Annotated in this window: 15 protein-coding genes; all 15 read right to left on the reverse strand. The window is 64.1% G+C overall.

Going from position 1 to position 18,738, the window contains the following annotated elements; translation table 11 throughout:
- Positions 1-83: 83 nt before the first annotated feature.
- The 15 genes from XpruCFBP8353_RS07830 to XpruCFBP8353_RS07900 all read right to left on the reverse strand — a co-directional run bounded on the left by XpruCFBP8353_RS07830 (position 84) and on the right by XpruCFBP8353_RS07900 (position 18,691).
- Positions 84-2,792: a TonB-dependent receptor gene (locus tag XpruCFBP8353_RS07830; RefSeq protein ID WP_101362726.1), complete on the reverse strand. Its 2,709-nt coding sequence runs from the start codon at positions 2,790-2,792 to the stop codon at positions 84-86.
- Between the two features lie 721 nt (positions 2,793-3,513).
- A complete protein-coding gene (gene gspN / locus XpruCFBP8353_RS07835) occupies positions 3,514-4,224 on the reverse strand; it encodes a type II secretion system protein N (RefSeq protein ID WP_165786159.1) in 711 nt (236 codons plus the stop codon).
- Between the two features lie 5 nt (positions 4,225-4,229).
- Positions 4,230-4,706, reverse strand: coding sequence for a type II secretion system protein GspM (gspM, locus tag XpruCFBP8353_RS07840; protein WP_101362728.1), 477 nt, complete (start codon positions 4,704-4,706; stop codon positions 4,230-4,232).
- The gene (gene gspL, locus XpruCFBP8353_RS07845) at positions 4,703-5,788 is read right to left on the reverse strand and encodes a type II secretion system protein GspL (protein WP_101362729.1); all 1,086 of its coding nucleotides are present in this window, start codon (positions 5,786-5,788) and stop codon (positions 4,703-4,705) included. The genes gspM and gspL overlap by 4 nt, the downstream gene beginning before the upstream one ends.
- Positions 5,785-6,777: a type II secretion system minor pseudopilin GspK gene (gspK, locus tag XpruCFBP8353_RS07850; RefSeq protein WP_101362730.1), complete on the reverse strand. Its 993-nt coding sequence runs from the start codon at positions 6,775-6,777 to the stop codon at positions 5,785-5,787. Before gspK ends, gspL begins: the two co-directional genes overlap by 4 nt.
- Positions 6,774-7,376: a type II secretion system minor pseudopilin GspJ gene (gspJ, locus tag XpruCFBP8353_RS07855; RefSeq protein ID WP_101362731.1), complete on the reverse strand. Its 603-nt coding sequence runs from the start codon at positions 7,374-7,376 to the stop codon at positions 6,774-6,776. Before gspJ ends, gspK begins: the two co-directional genes overlap by 4 nt.
- Positions 7,373-7,759, reverse strand: coding sequence for a type II secretion system minor pseudopilin GspI (gene gspI / locus XpruCFBP8353_RS07860; RefSeq protein WP_101362732.1), 387 nt, complete (start codon positions 7,757-7,759; stop codon positions 7,373-7,375). The genes gspJ and gspI overlap by 4 nt, the downstream gene beginning before the upstream one ends.
- Positions 7,743-8,213 carry a GspH/FimT family pseudopilin gene (locus XpruCFBP8353_RS07865; RefSeq protein ID WP_101363076.1) on the reverse strand — a complete coding sequence of 157 codons (471 nt, stop codon included), beginning with the start codon at positions 8,211-8,213 and terminating at the stop codon, positions 7,743-7,745. Before XpruCFBP8353_RS07865 ends, gspI begins: the two co-directional genes overlap by 17 nt.
- A 51-nt stretch (positions 8,214-8,264) precedes the next feature.
- Complete coding sequence (gene gspG, locus XpruCFBP8353_RS07870) at positions 8,265-8,729, reverse strand: type II secretion system major pseudopilin GspG (RefSeq protein WP_101362733.1); 465 nt, start codon at positions 8,727-8,729, stop codon at positions 8,265-8,267.
- Positions 8,730-8,756: 27 nt separating this feature from the next.
- Complete coding sequence (gspF, locus tag XpruCFBP8353_RS07875) at positions 8,757-9,959, reverse strand: type II secretion system inner membrane protein GspF (protein ID WP_101362734.1); 1,203 nt, start codon at positions 9,957-9,959, stop codon at positions 8,757-8,759.
- Entirely contained in the window at positions 9,946-11,493 is a 1,548-nt protein-coding gene (gene gspE / locus XpruCFBP8353_RS07880) for a type II secretion system ATPase GspE (protein ID WP_101362735.1), read from the reverse strand. Before gspE ends, gspF begins: the two co-directional genes overlap by 14 nt.
- Positions 11,438-13,516 (reverse strand): type II secretion system secretin GspD, encoded by a 2,079-nt coding sequence (gspD, locus tag XpruCFBP8353_RS07885; RefSeq protein ID WP_101362736.1) that lies wholly within the window; start codon positions 13,514-13,516, stop codon positions 11,438-11,440. Before gspD ends, gspE begins: the two co-directional genes overlap by 56 nt.
- Positions 13,513-14,331: a type II secretion system protein N gene (locus XpruCFBP8353_RS07890; protein ID WP_101362737.1), complete on the reverse strand. Its 819-nt coding sequence runs from the start codon at positions 14,329-14,331 to the stop codon at positions 13,513-13,515. Before XpruCFBP8353_RS07890 ends, gspD begins: the two co-directional genes overlap by 4 nt.
- Positions 14,332-14,489: 158 nt before the next feature.
- On the reverse strand, positions 14,490-17,147 hold the full coding sequence (locus XpruCFBP8353_RS07895) for a TonB-dependent receptor domain-containing protein (RefSeq protein WP_101362738.1): 2,658 nt from the start codon (positions 17,145-17,147) through the stop codon (positions 14,490-14,492).
- A gap of 77 nt (positions 17,148-17,224) precedes the next feature.
- Positions 17,225-18,691: a hypothetical protein gene (locus XpruCFBP8353_RS07900; protein ID WP_162300979.1), complete on the reverse strand. Its 1,467-nt coding sequence runs from the start codon at positions 18,689-18,691 to the stop codon at positions 17,225-17,227.
- Positions 18,692-18,738: the final 47 nt, after the last annotated feature.

Raw genomic sequence — 18,738 nt, forward strand, 5'->3', positions numbered from 1 at the left:
TTGCCCTGCACCAGCACCGTTACCCTCACTGCTGGCCGCCGCACGCCGCTGTGCACGGCGGCCCGAGGCATTGCGTCCCCGCATCAAAGCATGTCCCACTGCATCGACAGGTAGTAGCTGCGACCGGTGACGCCGGTCATCTGCCAGCGGCTGGGGATGTCCTTGTACGCTTCTTCCTTTCGGTTGGTGAGATTCAGGCCGCCCAGCTGGAAACTCAGCTTGTCGTTGACCTGATAGCCAAGCACTGCATCCAATTGCGTGCGCGCCTTCATGATGTGGCCTTCGCGCGCGAAGAAGCTGTCGCTGCTGTCCTGTTCGTACTCGCTGCGATGATTGAGCGACACGCGTGCCGAGTAATGCGCGCGCTCCCAGTACGCGGTGGCGTTCCAGGTTTGTTCGGACAGGTTGCGGATCTTGAAATCGGTATCGCGCTGCGGAATCACCCGGGTGAAGTTGGTGGTGACCCCAAAGCCATCGATCGGCAACCAGGCATCCAGCGATTGCGTCCATCCCAGCTCGTAACCGCGAATCTTGACCTTGCTCGGATCATTGGTGGTGGCGGTGATCTCGTAGATATCGCCGTTACTGCTCACACAGTCGCCGGCTGCATTGCTGGACAGCGCAGTGCCGTTGAAGGCGGCCGGGCAGACGATGCTGTTGAAGGTGCCGTTCTTGATGTTTTTCCAGAACCCGGCCACGGTCAGCGCGCCGCCGTTGCCGTAATACCACTCCAGACTCAGGTCGGCCTGGTCGGCGGTCAGCGCCTTCAGATCGGTCTGACCCTGGGTGACGACATAGGTGGTGGTGCCGCCGGTATTGGTGCCGGTGGAGATCGTCGACGCGATGGCGGTGTTGCTGTCCAGAATCGGTCGCACCAGGACCTTGGCGGCCGCAAAACGCAGCAGCAGGTCTTCGCGCATGTCCAGCACCAGGTTCAGGCTGGGCAACCAATTGGAATATTCGTACGGCGCACGCGCGGTGCCCACCACCACATTGGCGTCGTCGCTCGCGGCTTGCGCCTGAGTCAGATAGGTGTCGGTGGTGCGCTTGGTATTTTCGTAGCGCATGCCGAGGTTGCCGCGCAGACGCATGCTGCCGATGTCGGTGTCGATGCGCGCCATTGCATAGGCGGAGGAAATGTCGTTCTCGATGCTGTAGCTGCTCTGCGGTGCGAACAGCACCGGCACGGTGATGCCCGCGGCCGCCAGCGAGCGCGCATACGCTGCGACGTCCGGGGTGACCCAGCTGTCCTGCGAGGCCAGTTGTCCGTCGAGGAAGTTGCTGACCGTGCTGCTGGCGGCCGACAGTTCCGGGAACATGTCGAAGCCCGAGACCGCACCGGTCCTGAGCAGATAGAGGAAATCGCGCCTGCGCACATCGCGATCGAAGGTTTCGCGGCGGTATTTGCCACCGAAGCGCACTGCGTTCAACGCGCCCAGGTCCAGATACCGTTCGGCATCCAGTTGCAGCGACCATTCCTTGTTGCTGAGCGACTGGATGGAGCCGTTGGGATATTCGCTACGCACCAGATTGGCCTTGTTCCAGGCACTGGCGTCGTCGGCGTCGGCATCGGTGGTCAGCGAGATCGCGTCGGGATTGGAGGTATCCAGCAGCGTTGCCGAGGGAATCCGGCCCAGGATCGCGGCGCGCTCGTTCTCGTCGGTCTTGCCCTGGGTGTAGTTGGCCGCGCCACTCAGCGTCCAGGCATCGCCCTTCCACTTGAAGTCGTAGGTGAGCAACTGGGTGGACAGATCGTGCTGTTCGATCTGGTGGTTGTTTTCCAGCCAGTAATCCGACGCCGCCACCTGTGTGGCGGTCAGCCCGTTGGTCTGCAGCACCGTCAGCGGACTGCGCTCGAACGAGTACACCAGCTGGTTCATGTCGTTGGCGGTCCTGTCCTGCGAATACAGCGCAGTGAGGTTCATCTCCAGCTGCTCGCTAGGCTTCCATTGCAACCCGCCATTGAACATCTTGCGCGTGGTCTCGCGCTCGATCGAGCGATAGCGCGGACGGCGTGGGATATACAACGTGCCGACGTCGGTGGCTTGCGTATACCAACGGTCGATCCACAGATAATCGGCGCGGTCCTTGAGCTTCTGATAGCCGGCGCTGAGAAACACACCCAGATCGCCACCACCGAACTTGAACTGATCGATATAAGTGAGCACTCCCTTGGGCGTTGGCGAGCCGCCGGCAAATTCGGAGTACTGGGTCTTGGCCGAGAACAACAGTTTGGTCTGCTGGTAGTCCAGCGGTTTGGTGGTGTTGATGTTGACCGTGCCGGACAGGCCACCGGCATCCATGTCCGCCGACGGCGATTTGATCACCTCGATCCCGGCGGCCACTTCCGGCTGGATGATGTCGTAGCGGAACCCGTCGGTGAAGTCGGCGCTCTTGATCACCTGGCCGTTGATCGTGGTGGCCGAATACTGCGGCCCAAGGCCACGCACGCTGATGGTGGAACCGCGCCCGTTGATGGTGGAGATCTGCACGCCGGGAATGCGCTGGATCGCCTCGGCGATGTTCTCGGCAGGAAACTTGCCGATGTCCTGCGCCGAGATGCCATCGGTCATGCGCACATCGTCGCGCTTGTTGTCCATCGCGGTGATCAGGCTCTTCTGGTACGAGCTGGTGACCTTGATGGTGTCGAGCTGGGAGATCTGTGCCGATGCTGCCGACGCTGCGTCCTGTGTCTGCGCGTTGGCGCCGCAAGCAAGCAGCGACAGCGCAATGGCAAGGGACAGCGACGAGGGCGAACAACAACGCAGCGAGGCACGCGGGAGAGGCGACATGAGAGATCCTGAAGTGGAATGGCTGGACGACGACGCGACTGGCATTCCGATCGATCAGCGATGACAGATCCCGGGGCTGGCAACCCAACCACACGCGCACAGGTCACCAGTCCCGGCCGTCCGGAACCGCCTGCGATCTGTTGTCTGCGAGCACCCCATACGGCCCCCCGTGGGTGCCGATGCCGCGTCCCTCCCGGGACGGACACCGCATGCCATTGCTGATCAACGGCCCTGACTGGAAAGTACCAATTCAGTGAAGTTGATTCTTATGGTCTCTAAAAGATCGTGTCAACAGTCACTTTCGAAAGTGTTTGAAAGCTCCCTGACGACGCACCCGATCCCTGCCTTCATTGACCTTCAACGGTTCGCACAAGGATATTGCGTGGGTACTGGGCATCGTTGTCACAGGACCAGTCACTGATCAATTTTTGGTGACCAGACCAATTCTGTGCAATCCACGTTGTAGTCATAGCTTCGCAGTCAGTGCGGGCTGCGTCACAGTCCTTTGCAGCGTGCTCATGTGTGTTCCAAGCAGGTATCGCGCGTCCTGGCTCAGGCGAACGCGTACTGCGATGACTCTGTGACGCGCCAAAACGACAACGTTGTCAACGGACGAGCCAGCCTGCCAGCCAGACGCCTGAAACGAACACGCCAACCGCGACGCATGCACGCTCATGGTGCAGAAGGCCGATGCGATGGTGCGCAGCCAGTGATACCGCTTCTAGCGCACTTGCCCCTGGTCATTGCGCAAAAACCCGCGCTCCGGGGTAGCAGTAAAGCCCAGCAATTGCAGTCCGATGCCCAGCACCGCGTCCTGCGCTGGATCGACGCGCGACTGCAGTTGCCAGCGTCCATCGCGCCAGAGTTGCAACTGCGCCTCGGCCTGCACGCCGGCAGGCAACGCCGCGTCTGGCAGCAGAGTCAGCATGGCGGCGTCATCCATGCACTGCGGCTGCCCGGACAACTGCAACGGCGGCAGACCAGGAAGGTCGCCCGTGCCGCTGGCCAGCAGTTGCAGGCTGACCCGCCCACGCGCCTGCACGCAGCCGGTGGCATCAAATAGCAGATCGACCTGCTGCAGCTGCACGACCAGATCGATCAGCGCCACGTCACCTGGCTGATGCAACAGCAGCTGGCCCTGTGCATTGCGAATGCCGTGTTGCGCGCCATCCACCAACAGCAGTTGCAGCTGCGTGGACTGTAAGTGCACCTGACGCTGGCCACGCAATAGCGGCCAAACGCGCGGTCGGACTGCGACATCGCCGAACGCGATGCCCTGCCATTGCACCTGCCGCAACGTGCCGGCCCATATCGAGCCCTCCACGTCCAGCACCGAGAACGGCAGCCCTTCGCGTGGCAGCACCAGGCGCAAGGGCAGCGACGCGATCAAGGCAACACCCAGCATCAGCACGAGGATCAAGGCCCAACGCAGACGTGTCACGGTGCCGATTCCGCAAAGCTGCAGCGTACGCGGAGTTGGCCCTGATCGCGCACGACGCTCAGCTGCGTCGGCGCTAAACCATGTGCTTGCCGCAGCCGCTCGAGCCAGCCGAACAAGGCGGCAGCCCCGACCGCGTCGATCTGTACGTCTACCCCGCCCGCAGCGCGACGTTGCTGAGACGTAATGCTGACGCCGGCATCGCGCGCGCTGCTGGCGATGATCCCGGCCAATGCCACCGGGCCCGGTGCGGCAATGCGGTTGGTTGTTGCCGCCTTCGTAGATACATCGAGAACCAGCTGCGCTGCATCGGCATAGTGCGCCCAGGCCCTGGCATGCCAGTGCCACAATGGGGTGTAAAGTGCATACCAGCCGACGAATGCCGCCAGCGCTGCGCACATCACGCCCAGCATGAGCCGCTCTCGCGGCGCACGCGTCTGCCACCACTGCGTGCCGCGTTGCAACGCTGCGTTCATCGCAACGGCTCCAGTGCGAACGGCGTGCGCAGGCGGTCGCCTTCGACCTGGCTGCTGCCGGGCTCCACGTGCCAGCCTGCCTCGGCCAGCCGCGCCGAGAGCTGTTGCAGACTGGCGTCATCGGTGTGTAGCAACGTCGCGCGCAACGGCCGTGTGGCGGTGTAGTCCAGCTGATCCAGTTCTGCAGCCGGAAGAGTATCGACTGCTGCGAACAAGGTGCTCAATTGCACCGCCAAGCGATCGGTCGCCGTCCCGGCCTGCCGACGCGTCTGCAATGCGGCTGGCACCGCGGCTGCATCGCGCACACCCAACTGCGTGGCGGCACGTGCGTGCAGCACCCGCGCACCGATCTCGTAGCGCAATGTCTGCGCCAGCAACAGCACCACCGGCGATAGCAACACCAATGCAGCCAAGGCCGCCAGCCGGCGCAGACCGATCGTTTGCACAACCGCCGTCTTGGTCGCAAACGCGTGCTGCAGGAGATTGATCGGTGCATATGGCGCGCAGCGCGCAAAACAGGCAATGGACTGCGCAGTGTCGGCTGCCGGCGGCACTGCCGGCACGCGGTCGCCCAGCAGCGTGCGCGCAGCCTCCGGCTCCAGGCTGCAGGCCAAGCCTGCGCCGCGGATCAGCCAGCGGCCATCCCAGTGCATCACTGCTGCCGCATCGACACCAGGCTCCAGCAACAGGCAATCTGGCACTACCGCATCGGGAACGACGCCGCACTGCATTGCGTGCGCCAACCACTGCTGCATGACTCCGCTGTCCACCGCGGCGACTAGGCGCGTGCCATCGGCATCCGCACGATCGGCAATCACCACATGCAACGCCTGCGTTTCGACAGCCAGATGCTCGGCCAACTGCAGGCGGGCAGCGGCCACCGATTGCGCGATGCTGCGGCCAGGCAGGGTCAACCAGCGTAGATGCACATCCACCCCCGGCACCACCAGGATGGTGCGTGCAGCCGGCGCGCGCGGCGTGGTGGCGGCTCCCACCGACTGCACCTGCCCGTGCGTATCCACGCGCGCCGCAATGGGCTCGGCGGCCGCATCGGTTGGCAGCAATAGCAAGCTGGTCCTCATTCGTCGGAACCCCATTGGCGCGCCACCAGTCGGACCCGGCCAGCCGGTTCCTGTTGCAGCAGCGCTTCCAGCATGACCTGCGCTCCGGCGTGGTCGACCTGGCTGTAGAGAGAGAAATAATGCGTGCGTAGTTCGAGCTGTTCCAATACTGCATTGGACAGTTCAGCCTGCATCAGCGCCGGCTGGCTCAAGAACATTCTGATGTCGCGCCACCCTCCAGCCGGCCGCGCAGCGATGACGCGTCGCGCCGCCGGCAACGCCAATGCACCGCCGGTCAACGCCACCAGCACCGGCGCGTCTTCCAGCCGCAACGTGTTGATATTGACCGGCGACAAGCGCCCCTCCGGCAATGCGCAGACATACGGCTGCAGTTGCGCGATCAGCTGCGGCGTATAGCCGACGATGGCGCGCAGTTCGCTGACGCCTGCCAGCAAGGTCGCACCGGTGCGCAGCGGCACGGATGCCCGCAGGTAGCGGTCATCTTCGGCACCTTGCGCACCCGGTTGTGTGTCGCTGTCGATCCAATCCACCAATGCATCGGTCAACGTCTGCGCCTGTTGCGAGGCAATGCCGAGCACTTCCAGCAATGCGCGATATTGACGTGCCCCCTCATCGCTACGCTGCCATTGCTCGGGCGCACCGACGACCACGCTATTGAGATTGAAGCAGCCGCCGCGATCGCGCACACGCACGCTCACGGCACCGTTGTCCAACGGAAAGCGAATCGGCTGATCGTTCCAGCCACCGTCCAGCGTGGTGCGCAATGGATCGCGCCTGGCCAAAGCCTGCAACCGTTGTCGCGCGACCGCCTCGCTGCCCAGGGCGTACCACTGCGCCTGTGTCATCGCTTCGCCATTGCTGCTTCGGCGCAGACCAAAGCGCACATCGTCCAGGACGGCAGCCATCAGCAAGGTCATCACGGCAACCAGCAGCAACACCGTCAGCAAGGCCACGCCGCGCTGTCTCGCAGGTGCATGCAGCGCCCTCATGTGCGTCCCTCCGGCAACAGGAACAATTGGCGCACGCGCCCCCAGTGCTCCAGGTCCAGCTCCAGCGCGACTGCATCGGGTAATGCTTCCAGACCGCCGCTCCAGCCATCGCTCCATTGCGCACGGTAATGGAATGCCACCACCGCCGAACGCACACCGCGCAATAGCACTTGCGGCGTGCCGGCTGCTGCGCCGTCGAGCGCGGAGCGTGCACTGCGCTCCAGCCGTCCGTCTACCACGCGGTATTCCACGTACTGCAGTGATGCACGCGGCGCCCGATCCGGATTGCTCCAGCCACGCCGCACAAAGCCAAGCAATGGCCCGTGCGTACCGGCCGCGCTTGCGACAAAGGCGCTACGTGCGGCGCTGCCATCGCCAGCACGGGTGCGGCGCACGGCGGCCTGCTGCAGGTCGCTGCGCAACAGGCCGTGGGCAAGCTGAAAGTCGCGAATCTGATGCAACCGCACGCGCACGGCATCGCGTTGATCGATGCTCTGCCGCATCACCCCGACCGCTGCTGCGGCCACCAATGCGAACACCGCCAATGCCACCAGCAGTTCAATCAAGGTGAAGCCACGCGTGCGCTGCCCGCGGATCATTCGGCGCTCCGCAAGACGCTGAGGCTGGCGACTTCCTGCCCCTGCCCCTGGCCTGCGGCGCGCACCCGCACCTCGACCCGCACGCTGCCTGCCGCGCCGGCTGGCAGCGCCCGACGTTGCCAGTCCCAACTGCGACCGCCGAGCACGACCTGCCCGTTCGCAGGCGCACGGATGGCGGCAGCCGGCGCCAGCGCAGCCTCGATCGCCTGATTTTCTGCCACCACCGCAGCCAGCGCGCGCTCTTCCAACACCACGGCGGTGCGGGCGCTCTCGCCGGAAAGATTCAATAAGCCGACCACGGCCATGCCGAAGATCGCCAGTGCGACCATGAGTTCGAGCAGCGAGAATCCGCTCGATGCGCGTGAGTTAGCGAGATCGCGCATCGACCTGCACCACACCGGCCGCATCCACCACCACGTGCATCTGCTGCCGACCATCCCCCAAGGCGATGCCTTGCGGCGTGGCGGCACCGGTGGGGTCGAAGCGCACGCTCAGTTGCTCGCTGCCGACGGGCAGCTGCGCCTGGATGCCTTGCGGCCAACGCACGGCGACGAACGGCGTTTCATCCAACGCGATCCAGCGCTGCTGGGCCTGACGACGGAACCCATAGCCGCCGGCATCGATGCTGACCTCTACCATGCGCAAGCTCATGATCGCCTCATCGCGCGCGCGCATCAGCGCGCTGGCCAGTGTGTCGGCGTGATCGTGCAGATCACGCCGCGTATCCGGCAAGGTCATCACCACCAGCGTGCTGGCAAGTGCAGTCATCACCAGGACGGCCAGCACTTCGAACAGTGTGAAGCCGCGCGCACGTGCTCGCGCCGCATGCATTTGCATGTACATGGGTGATCTCTTTGCAGTGGTCGTGGCTGCAGACACTGTCGGCACTCAGCGCCAGTTGCCGATATCTGCGTTGTCGGCATCGCCGCCTTCTGCGCCATCGGCACCAAACGAGTACACGTCGAAGCCGCCATGACGCCCCGGACGCCGATATTGATACGCATGCCCCCACGGATCTTCCGGCAGCCGGCGGATATAGCCGCCCTGCCGATAACGCTCCAGGCGCGTCAATCCGCTTGGCGGGTTGAGCAAGGCTTGCAGGCCTTGTTCGGTAGTCGGATAGCTGAGGTTGTCCAGGCGATAGGTTTCCAGGGCCTGTTCCAGCACCGCGACGTCGGCGCGCGCCTTTTCCACCATGGCGCGGTCCTGGCTGGGCATCACGTTGATCATCACCACGGTGGCGAGCAGACCGATGATGACGATGACCACCATCAGTTCGACCAGGGTGAAACCACGCCTGTGTCGATGTGCGGTAAGTGCGCCAACGCGTGCGCGGGAGTGGATGGACTGCATGAGGATCTCCGAGATAAGCGGCCGCGCTCAACCAAGCGCGAGGGTATTGAATTGCAGTATGGGCAACAGGATCGACAACACGATCACTGCAACCACGCCGCCCAGCAGCACGATGATGGCCGGCTCCAACAGGCTCATTGCGGCGGTGGTGAACGACTCGAATTCGCGTTCCAGGTAATCGGCAGCGCGCTCCAGCATCGGCGCCAGGCGCCCGCTGTTTTCGCCGCTGGAAGCCATGTACAGCAGCGTCGGCGGGAACACACCCGCACGCTTCATGGCGGCAGCCAGACTGCCGCCTTCGCGAATCGCGGTGACCATGCTGTCGGTGGCCAGCCGCAACGCGCGGTTGTCCACGGTGCGGGCGGCAATCATCAAGCCCTCCATCAACGGCAAACCGCTGTTGACCATGATCGCCAACGTGCGTGCCATACGCGCGGCATGCAGATCGCGGATCAGACGGCCCAGCAGTGGCGCACGCAGTCGCGCGCGGTCCGCGGCCAGGCGCAGCGCGGGGCGTTTAAGCAGCTGCAACGCGGCAATCACCGCGACCACCAAGGCGATCAACAACGGGATGCCTGCATGCAGCAGAAAATGCGATACGCCAATCACTGCACGGGTCAGCCAGGGCAAGGCGCGGCCCATCGAATCGAACTGATCCACCACCTTGGGCACCACGAAAGTCATCAGCACGATGACCACCGCACCGGCGGTCAGTGCGAGCGCAGCGGGATAGACCAGTGCAGACTGCAATTTGCTGCGCACCTGCGCTTGGCGTTCGAGGAGATCGGCCAGGCGTTCCAGCACCTGTGGCAAGGCGCCCGCACTCTCGCCGGCGGCTACCATTGCACGGTACAACGCGGGAAATGCCTTGCCCTGGCGTGCCATCGCATCGGACAAGCGAAACCCTTCGACCACCGACGCATGCGTCTGGCTGGTGACCCGACGTACGCCGCGGCGTTCGGACTGGGTGCCGATGGTGCGCAAGGCTTCTTCCAGCGGCGCGGTTTCCACCAGCGTGGCGAGTTGGCGGGTGAACAGCACCAGATCCTTGCCGCTGAAGCGGGCTGCGCGCACGGCCGTGCTGGCGGTCGCTGCGGCAACTTCCACGCGCACCGGCACCCATTGCCGCTGCTCCAGCTGTGCACGTGCGCTGTGCACGCTGTCGGCGCTGATCACGCCCTGCCGGTTGCGCCCGTGCAGATCGAGGACGGTGTAATCAAACTGCGGCATGCGCGTGGTCCTGTTGGCGGGTCACACGCAGCGCTTCTTCCAGTGTGGTCTGACCTTGCAGCACGGCAGCGCGTGCCGCATCGGCCAGTCGCGGTGCGCGGGCGAAGGCCACCGCAGCCAATGCGTCTTCGTCGGCGTTATCGCCGATCAGGCGGCGCATCGCATCGTCTACCGCAATGGCTTCGTAAATGCCTACACGCCCGGCATAGCCGCTGTGGTGGCAGACGCTGCAGCCAACGGCGGTGTAGATCACTGCATCGGCTGGCGCATCCAGCAGTTGACGCGTGCCGGCATCGATTGGCCGCACCGTGCGGCACTGCGGGCACAAGCGCCGCACCAACCGCTGCGCCAGAATCAGCCGCACGCTCGATGCCAGCAGAAACGGCTCGATGCCCATGTCGCGCAACCGCGTGACTGCACCCACGGCGTCGTTGGTATGCACGGTGGAGAGCACCAGATGGCCGGTGAGGCTGGCCTGCACCGCAATCTGCGCGGTTTCGGTATCGCGGATTTCGCCGATCATCACCACGTCCGGGTCCTGGCGCAGAATCGCGCGCAGGCCGGCGGCGAAGGTCATGCCGACGCGTGCATTGACCTGGGTCTGACCAACGCCATCGATGGCGTATTCCACCGGGTCTTCCACGGTGAGGATATTGCGCGAGCCATCGTTGAGCAGGCTCAGCGCTGCGTACAACGTGGTGGTCTTGCCCGAGCCGGTGGGACCTGTGACCAGCACGATGCCATTGGGCACCTGCAATGCACGCTGCACGGTGTGCATCGCCGCCAGCGGCATGCCCAGTTGTGCCAGCGACAGCGTGCCCTGCTCTTTATCCAGAATACGCAGCACCACCCGCTCGCTGCCGCGCGTGGGCAACGTGGAAACACGCACATCCAACGCCTTGGCTCCCATCACCAGCGACACGCGCCCGTCTTGCGGGATACGTTTCTCGGCGATATCCAGCCGTGCCATCACCTTGACGCGCGATACCAGCAGTGGCGCGATGCGTCCGGGCAGCCTTGCCGCCTCGCGCATCACGCCATCCACGCGTAGGCGCACGCGCAGCCGCGATTCGTAAGATTCAAGATGCACGTCGGACGCACCCAGCCGCGCGGCTTCGGCGATGATGCCGTTGATCAGGCGGATGATCGGCGCATCGTCCTGGCTGTCGAGCAGATCGGCGGTGGGGATGTCATCGATCAACGAATCCAGGCTGCCATGGAGATCCAGCGCTTCCACCTGCACACCGTGTTCCAGCCCGGCGTCGGCGTAGATCTCCGACACATGCCGGTCGAACACGGACGCTGCCAGTGTGCGCACCTGCAACGGCATGCCCAATGCGCGGCGCAGCTCGATCAGCGCCTCCACATCGCCCCCTTCTCGCAGGCCGATCTGTGCAGCAGTGTCGCGCCCAAGCAGCACGACGCCGTGGCGCTTGGCGAATGCATACGAAATGCTGGCGCGTGCGGTGTTCATGGCATCAACGCTGCAGGGGACGTGCAGTGGGTGCAGGCGTCGCTGCCGGTGCCGGCACAACCGACGACGGGCCCGTCGGCACCTGCGGTGGCTGTGCACGCAAGTAGTCGCGCACCAGCGCATCGAGCGCGGCTTCCGGGTCGCCATCGGCCAGCTGGCGGTCGCGCAGGTAGTTGTAGCGCGGCGCGGTCATGCGTTGGGCATCGGCTGCGTCGCGGATGATGGTTGGGCGAATGAACACCATCAGATTGGTCTTGTCGCGATTGCGCGACTTGTGCCGGAACAACGCGCCAAGGCCGGGGACATCGCCAAGCAGCGGTATTTTTTCTACCGTCTGGCGATCGTTCTGATCGAGCAGGCCACCGAGCGCGACGATGGCGCCGTTCTCCACCACCACGCGGGTTTCGATCTGGCGCTTGTTGAACACCAGCTCCGAGGATTGCGCGCTGACCGGCCCGGCAATCGCCGAGACTTCTTGTTTGATCGCCAGTGTGATGCCGCCGGCGGTGTTGATCTGCGGGCGCACTTCGAGCTCCACGCCCACGTCCTGGCGCTGGATGGTGCGGAACGGATTGTCGTTGGCCGCACCGAGCACTTCACCGGTGGTGATCGGCACTTCCTGTCCTACCAGGATGCGTGCCTGCTCGTTGTCCAGCGTCATGATCGAGGGCGTGGACAACAGGTTGGAGCCGGTGTCGCTCTTGACCGCATCGATGATCATGCCGAACACCGCATCGTTGCTTTGCCCGGCAAGTCCGATCAAGCCACCACTCAAGCCGAGCAGCGATTGCGCAGCCACATGACGTGCCTGTTCCAGCACCGAATCGTCTTCGCCGTTGTTGCTGCGCGTGCCGGCCGCCGCCGCAGCCAGCGGCACGATGCCGGGCGAAGCGCCGCTGTACTGTGTCGCGATTAATGGCACGGTGCCGTTGCGGCCTGCCAGCAGCAGTTGCACACCCAGGCGCTTGGCGGCGGTGTCGGAAATTTCCACCACAATCGCTTCGACCAGCACCTGCTCGCGATGCACGTCCAACTGCCGGATCACATCCATCAAGGCACGCTGGGTTTCCGGGTCGGCGTTGATGATCAAGGCGTTGGAGCCGGGGTAGCGCACGATCACCGGGCGCTTGCCGGCCGCCGGTGCGATCACCTGCGTCTGCGCAGCACCGGTGGCCGCGGCCACCTCCACTGCGTTGGAGCGCGTGTCCTGCCCTGCCTGCGTCTCGTTGCCCGGGGTCTGGCCGACCAACTGTTGCAGCACCGGCAACAACTGCTCGGCACTGGCGTGTTGCAAGCGCACCACGCTGACATCGCCACGGCGCTCGGCGCGGCCGTCCAGATCCACTGCGGTACGCACCACACGCTGCACCAGCGCGGGGTCGCCACGCACGATCAAGGAGTTGCTGCTTTCCACCGGCAACACCGACAGCACATTGCTGCGCTCCCCGACTTGGCCGAACAGCGAGGTCAAGGTACGCGCCAGCTCTTGCGCCGAGCTATTGCGCAGCGTCACCGTATCGATGGCTGCACGGTCGGTGTCGATCTGCGCCACCAACGTGCGGATGCGTCGCAGGTTATCGGCATAGTCGGCGATCAACAGGCTATTGCCCTGCGGCATCGCCATGATGACGCCACCACGTCCAATCAGCGGCTTGAGAATGTCTGCAGCACTGCGCGCATCCACGCGCTGCAGGGTGAATACTTGCGTCGCGAATCCGAGGTTGCCGTTGGCGGCGCTACCCGGCTGTTGCGCAGCGGTGTCGTCGGGAATGATGCGGTACGTCGATGGTCCGCTGGAGACGGCAATCAATCCATTGGCACGCAGCACAGCCAGCAGCATGCCCAACAGATCCGCTTCCGACATCGCCTGCGCGCGCGCCACGTTGACCGAACCCTGCACGCGCGTGTCCACGATGAAGGTGATGCCGGTGGCACGCGAGACGTCCTGGATGAAGGCACGCAGATCCACGTCCTGCAGACGGACTGCCGGCGCATCGGCGGCATGCAGTGCAGTCATCGGCAGCGCAGGCAGTGCGAGCAACAACGTGGCCGAGAGCAGCCAGAGAGGGCGAACAGCAGTCATTGCGGGCGCTTCAAGGTCATGGTGTGGGTCTGGCCATTGCGGCGGTAGGTCAACGTGGCGCTCTGGCCATCGCGCAATTCGTCCTGCAGCTCGCGCAGATGTTCTGCATCGAGCGTGCGGCCATTGATCTGGGTCAGCACATCGCCCGGTGCCAGACCGGCCTGCCGCAGCAGTGCGCCATCGCCGCGCGGCATGACGGTGAAGCCGCCACCATCGGCGCTGGCGCGCAGGCCGGCACTGGCGAGCAACTGCTGCGGGTCGACGGCGGTGGCTGCGGTGGCGCCTGCTGGCGTCGCGACATTCGATTGCACTGCTGCGGCAACGGCGACCGGCGCGGTTGCGCTGGTTGCGGCAGCCGGTAGCGATGCGCCCGTAGCAGCTGCCTCACTCAATGCAATGCGACGCACACTGCCGCCAGCACGCAACAGCACATGATCGACCGCGATCGCCTGCACCACCACGCCGGACGCAACCGTGTCGCCCACGCGATATGCGCCTTGCCGGCCGTCACTGCCGCTGAGATAGGCGGCCGCCTGGGCCCCGCCAGCACGCACGCCGTGCAGCACGATGCCATCGCTATTGGCATCGGGCGCGGTGCGGTAGAACACGTCGCGACGCAGTGCAGATACGTCGACAGGGCTAACCGAGCCACTGTGCCCAGTTCCCAATGGCCCGATCGGGGTGAGCATCAGCCACACCAAGCGCACGCCTTGTAGCACCAGGAGTGCGATCACCCAGCACGCCACCGCAGTGCGGACGCCCGGCGCCAGCAACAAGGAATTCAACGAGGGCCAGGCGCGCTGCAAGGCAGACATCCGTCTCAGGATTTCGATTGGATGACAGAATGCGGCGGCAATGTGTCAGTTCGAAGAAATTGATGACACAGACCGACACACGGCGCCACACAAGAACCGCAAACGCCCGCCATGCGATGCACAGCGGGCGTTTGCCCTACGTCCAACGACACGTGAAATCAGAAACGCGCCGTCACACTGATGTCATAGCTGATGCCGGGCTGGTAGGTGTACAGGTCCACCCGGTGGCTGCCCACCCTCTGATATTCCTGATATTTGGTCTTGAGCAGATTGCGCGCGGCAAAATTCACCGACAACGTATCGCCTGACCACACCAGGCCCTTCTTGATCACCAGATCCAGCGAGGTGCCCGGCTTGTCGATGTAATCCGGCTGCCCCGGACGACCACGCGCCGACACCCGCTCGCCCACGTAATTGGCAATCAACGTGGCCTGGCTGCGCGTGCTCTCGCTTTCCACACCAATCTGCAGGTTGGCGATGTCATCCGACTGTCCCTGCAACGCGGAGCCATCGCGAATGAACAACGTCGCCTGCACCGGTGCGCTGAAGCCGAACGGCTGCACCGTGTCGCCATCGCTGGCACTCACCTCGGACTTGGTGCGCGTGTAGTTGCCGGACACGAACAGGCGCTTGTCGCCCCACCAATCGGCCGCGACCGGCACCTCCAGATACTTCTTGGCTTCCAGCTCGATGCCGTACAACGTGGCCTTGGGCGCGTTGATGAAGCTCTGCACGATGCCGCCGCCGGGCGCGTCGTTGACGATGGCTTCGATCGGCTTGTCGATGTTCTTGTAGAACGCGCCGACGGTGAGGTACTGGCCCGGCTCGAAGAACCATTCGTAGCGTGCATCCAGATTGGCCAGCTCGCTATCGACCAGGAACGGGTTACCGAAGAACTGGCGGTCGATGTCCGGGTCCAGGTACTGCTGTGGTGCCATCTCGCGGAATTGCGGGCGCGCGATGGTCTTGGACGCACCCAAGCGCAGCTGCTGGTTCTCGGCAAAGTTCCAGGTCACCGTGGCCGACGGCAGCGCATAGCTGTTCTGCAACGGTGCCACGCCGTCCTGGCGCGTACCGCTGAAGATGTCGTATGGATGCACCGCCTGGGTGGCGTCTTCGTAACGCACGCCGACGGTGGCCCGCAACGTCGGCACGATTTCGCCCTCTGCCTGCAGATACGCCGCCTTGACCTTCAAGGTGGCGTCGTAGGCAGCCGCACCGAAACTGCCGGTGGTTTCGCGCAGGCGCAGCAGATCGTTGCTGAGGTTGTAATCGGAGAACAGATAGTCCACGCGCTGATACTGGTTCAAGAACGGCAGCGGGCCATCCAGCGCCAGGAAGCGGAATTCGCGGCTCCACGCGCGGCGGTCGTTGTCCAGATAGGCCAGACCACCCTTGATGGTGAGATCGTGCTCCATCGGCAGGCGCCAGGTGACATCCACGCCACCACTGGCCACCTTGTCGTCGACCTTGCTGAAACGCGTGTAGTTCTGCACACGCGACGCATCGTGCGTCCAATAGCCATCCAGCAGTTCGTAGCGAATGCCGGTTTCGTAAGGCACATCGCGGCTGGCGTTGGCCACTGCAGCGCGCCATTCGATCTTCAGGTCATCGTATTCGCCGAAGGCATGCGTGCCGCGGAGCTGGTTGTTGATCAACTGCCGCGCGTACCACTCGGTGTTGTCGTCGCGCACATCGAAACCGGCCAACTCGTCGCGACCTGTACGGCTGCGTGCCACCTTCAAGGTGTCGTGCACGTACAGTGTGGTCCAGCCGATGCTGTGGCGGCCGTATTCCCAGCCCAGCCCCAGCATGCCATTGGTGCGCACGTTGTTGCGGGTGGTGGCGAAGTCGTAATTGGAATTGAACTCGACACTGTCGCCGACAAAGATGCCGTCCTGCTGTTTGCCGGTGCGCGTGCGCCATTCGTTGTCGTAGCTGGCAACGGCGATGATGCCCAGCTTCGCCTCGCCCACATCCATGCTGTAACCGGCGCTGCCGCCGACGTTGACGTCCGGGTCGATGCTGTCCTTTTCCTGCAGCACATACAGGTTGGGATTGTTCAAACTGCGCCCGATGCGGCGGATGTCATCGCGCGAGAAGCTGCCCAGATCGACGCGACGGCCGGTCTTGATCGCATCGCGCAATGCGGAAGGCTGCTTGCGGGTGCCATCATCAACGCCCCACTCATCATCGTCCGAGCCGTAATAGGTCAGACCTTTTTCGCCGGTGCTGACGCTGTTGGCGCCGCCACCCACGGTGAACGACAGGAACGGCTTGTCGGGGATCTCCATCGATTGCAGATCGATCACGCCACCGCCGAATTCGCCCGGATAATCTGCCGAATAGGTCTTTTGCACGGTCACGCTGGCCAGCACGTCGCTGGGAAACAGGTCCAGCGGGACCACGCGCTGCATCGGCTCGGGGCTGGGCAGCGGCGAACCGTTGAACAACGCCGATGAATAGCGCTCGCCCAGGCCGCGCACGTAGACATACTTGCCACGCGACAGGCTCAGCCCGGTGACACGCGTCAGCGCCACCGCAGCGCTGCCATCACCGGTGCGCTCCATGTCTTCGCGCGTCACGAACGAGGCCACCTCGGAGGTTTGCAGCATCGGTTCGGGAATATAGTCGCCACGCACCACGACCTGGTCGAGTTGCTTTGGCGTACTGGTACTGGCCGCGCTGGAGGTATCGCTGCCGGCGCCGGCAGCGCTGGTGGTCGACTGCGCCATGGCGGCGCCGGATATCAGCAACGTGGAAATGGAAAGAGACAAGCCCGTCCGCGAAAGACGGGCAACAGCTGAGGTTCGCATCGTGGGAGCCCTGGCAACAGAAAGATGAAGCTGGACGCATCACAAGGCGACCAATGGCCGCCTTGTGATGCCATGCCTCAGCAGGGACGGTCGGCGGTCAGGCCACAGGTCCAGCCCTGCCACCAGGTGTCGTTGGCATCACGCACGCCACCGATGTAGTTCACCTGCTGGAAGAAGCTGCTCACCCCGTTCAAGCCCTGGAAGGCCGGCACGGCGGTTTCGTTGGCACCGTTGACGAAGGTGTTCTGTAGCGTGGACACGCCGTTGGCGACGTTGTTGGTGCCAGCCGCAAACTGGCTAGCCGCACGCGGGTCGCTGCCGAATGCAGTCGGACAGGCAAAGAACACCGAGTGGAAAGTACCGGCGGTGTCGGTGTCGGCCATGTTCAAGCACACCAGGCCATCACCGGTACCACCGGCGGGACGGGTGAACACCGAGTTGTAGAACGACGCCTGGGTGCCCTGGTTGAGCATGATCGCCGCACCGGCGCGCGCATTACCCACATATGTGAAGTTGGCCACTTTAGGACGCGAATACGGCTGACGACGCAGGCTGCTCCACTCGTTCATGCGGTCGCCGCCACCGGCGCGCTGCACCACGATGCCGAACTGCAGTGCACCGTTCCAGCCAGCGTCGGTATCCAGCGAATCGTCGTCGGCACCGGTGATGACCAGGTGGCTACCGTTGACCGTGCCACCGAACCATTCGATGCCATCGTCTGAGCTGTTGTGGATCTGCACATAGTCCAGCTTGGTACCGCTACCCACACCGGCCAGCGTGATGCCCTGCAATTCGTTGTTGGGCGAAATTTCGAAGCCCGAGTACATCACGCGCAAGTAGCGCATCGAACCGCTGTTGTCGGTAGCGTTGTTGCCGCCATAGAACGCGTTGGTCCCTTCGACCTGCGCCTGGCATTCCGGCGTACCGGACACCGTGGTCCCCGGGCAGTTATTGATCGCCGCGCGACCCAGCACCACGATGCCGCCCCACAGACCGATGGTATTGGCGCTGACCGTGCCCTCCAGCGCCTGACGTGCGGTGAACACAATCGGTGCAGTCGCGCTGCCTTCGGCAAAGATCTGCGAGCCGCGATTGACCACGATGTAGTCGCTACCGGCCGAACCGAACAAGGTCACGCCCGGCTCGATGGTCAAAATGCCCTGCGTGCTGCCAGCGGCCGGTGCGGTGGCATTGCCGCCGCGGTCGGTGCCCACATTGACGCGACCGCTGATCGAATACACGGTGCCCGCGCGTGCCGGCACCACCAGATTGCCATTGACGGTTTCCGGCAACTGGCAGGCGCGCAGCGTGTTGCTGGCGATGGTGCCGACGTTGGAAAAACCGGTCGGGCAATCTGCAGCCGGGCCGGTCGGTGCCGGTGTCGGCGCAGGCGTGGGTGCCGGCGTCGGCGCGGGAGCCGGTGCAGGCGGAAACGCGCCCTCGCCCGGCGAAGCGACACGGTCGGCACCGCCACCGCAGGCCGATAGCGCCAGTGCGGTACCAAACGTCATGAGAAGTGTCTTGCTGCTGTTGCGAACGGCCATGCGGCTGATCTCCAGGTCAAAGGGTCCGGTATGAAGAGGAGTCGTCA

Origin of the sequence: Xanthomonas prunicola, from assembly GCF_002846205.1 — a bacterium.
Taxonomy (GTDB): Bacteria; Pseudomonadota; Gammaproteobacteria; order Xanthomonadales; family Xanthomonadaceae; genus Xanthomonas; species Xanthomonas prunicola.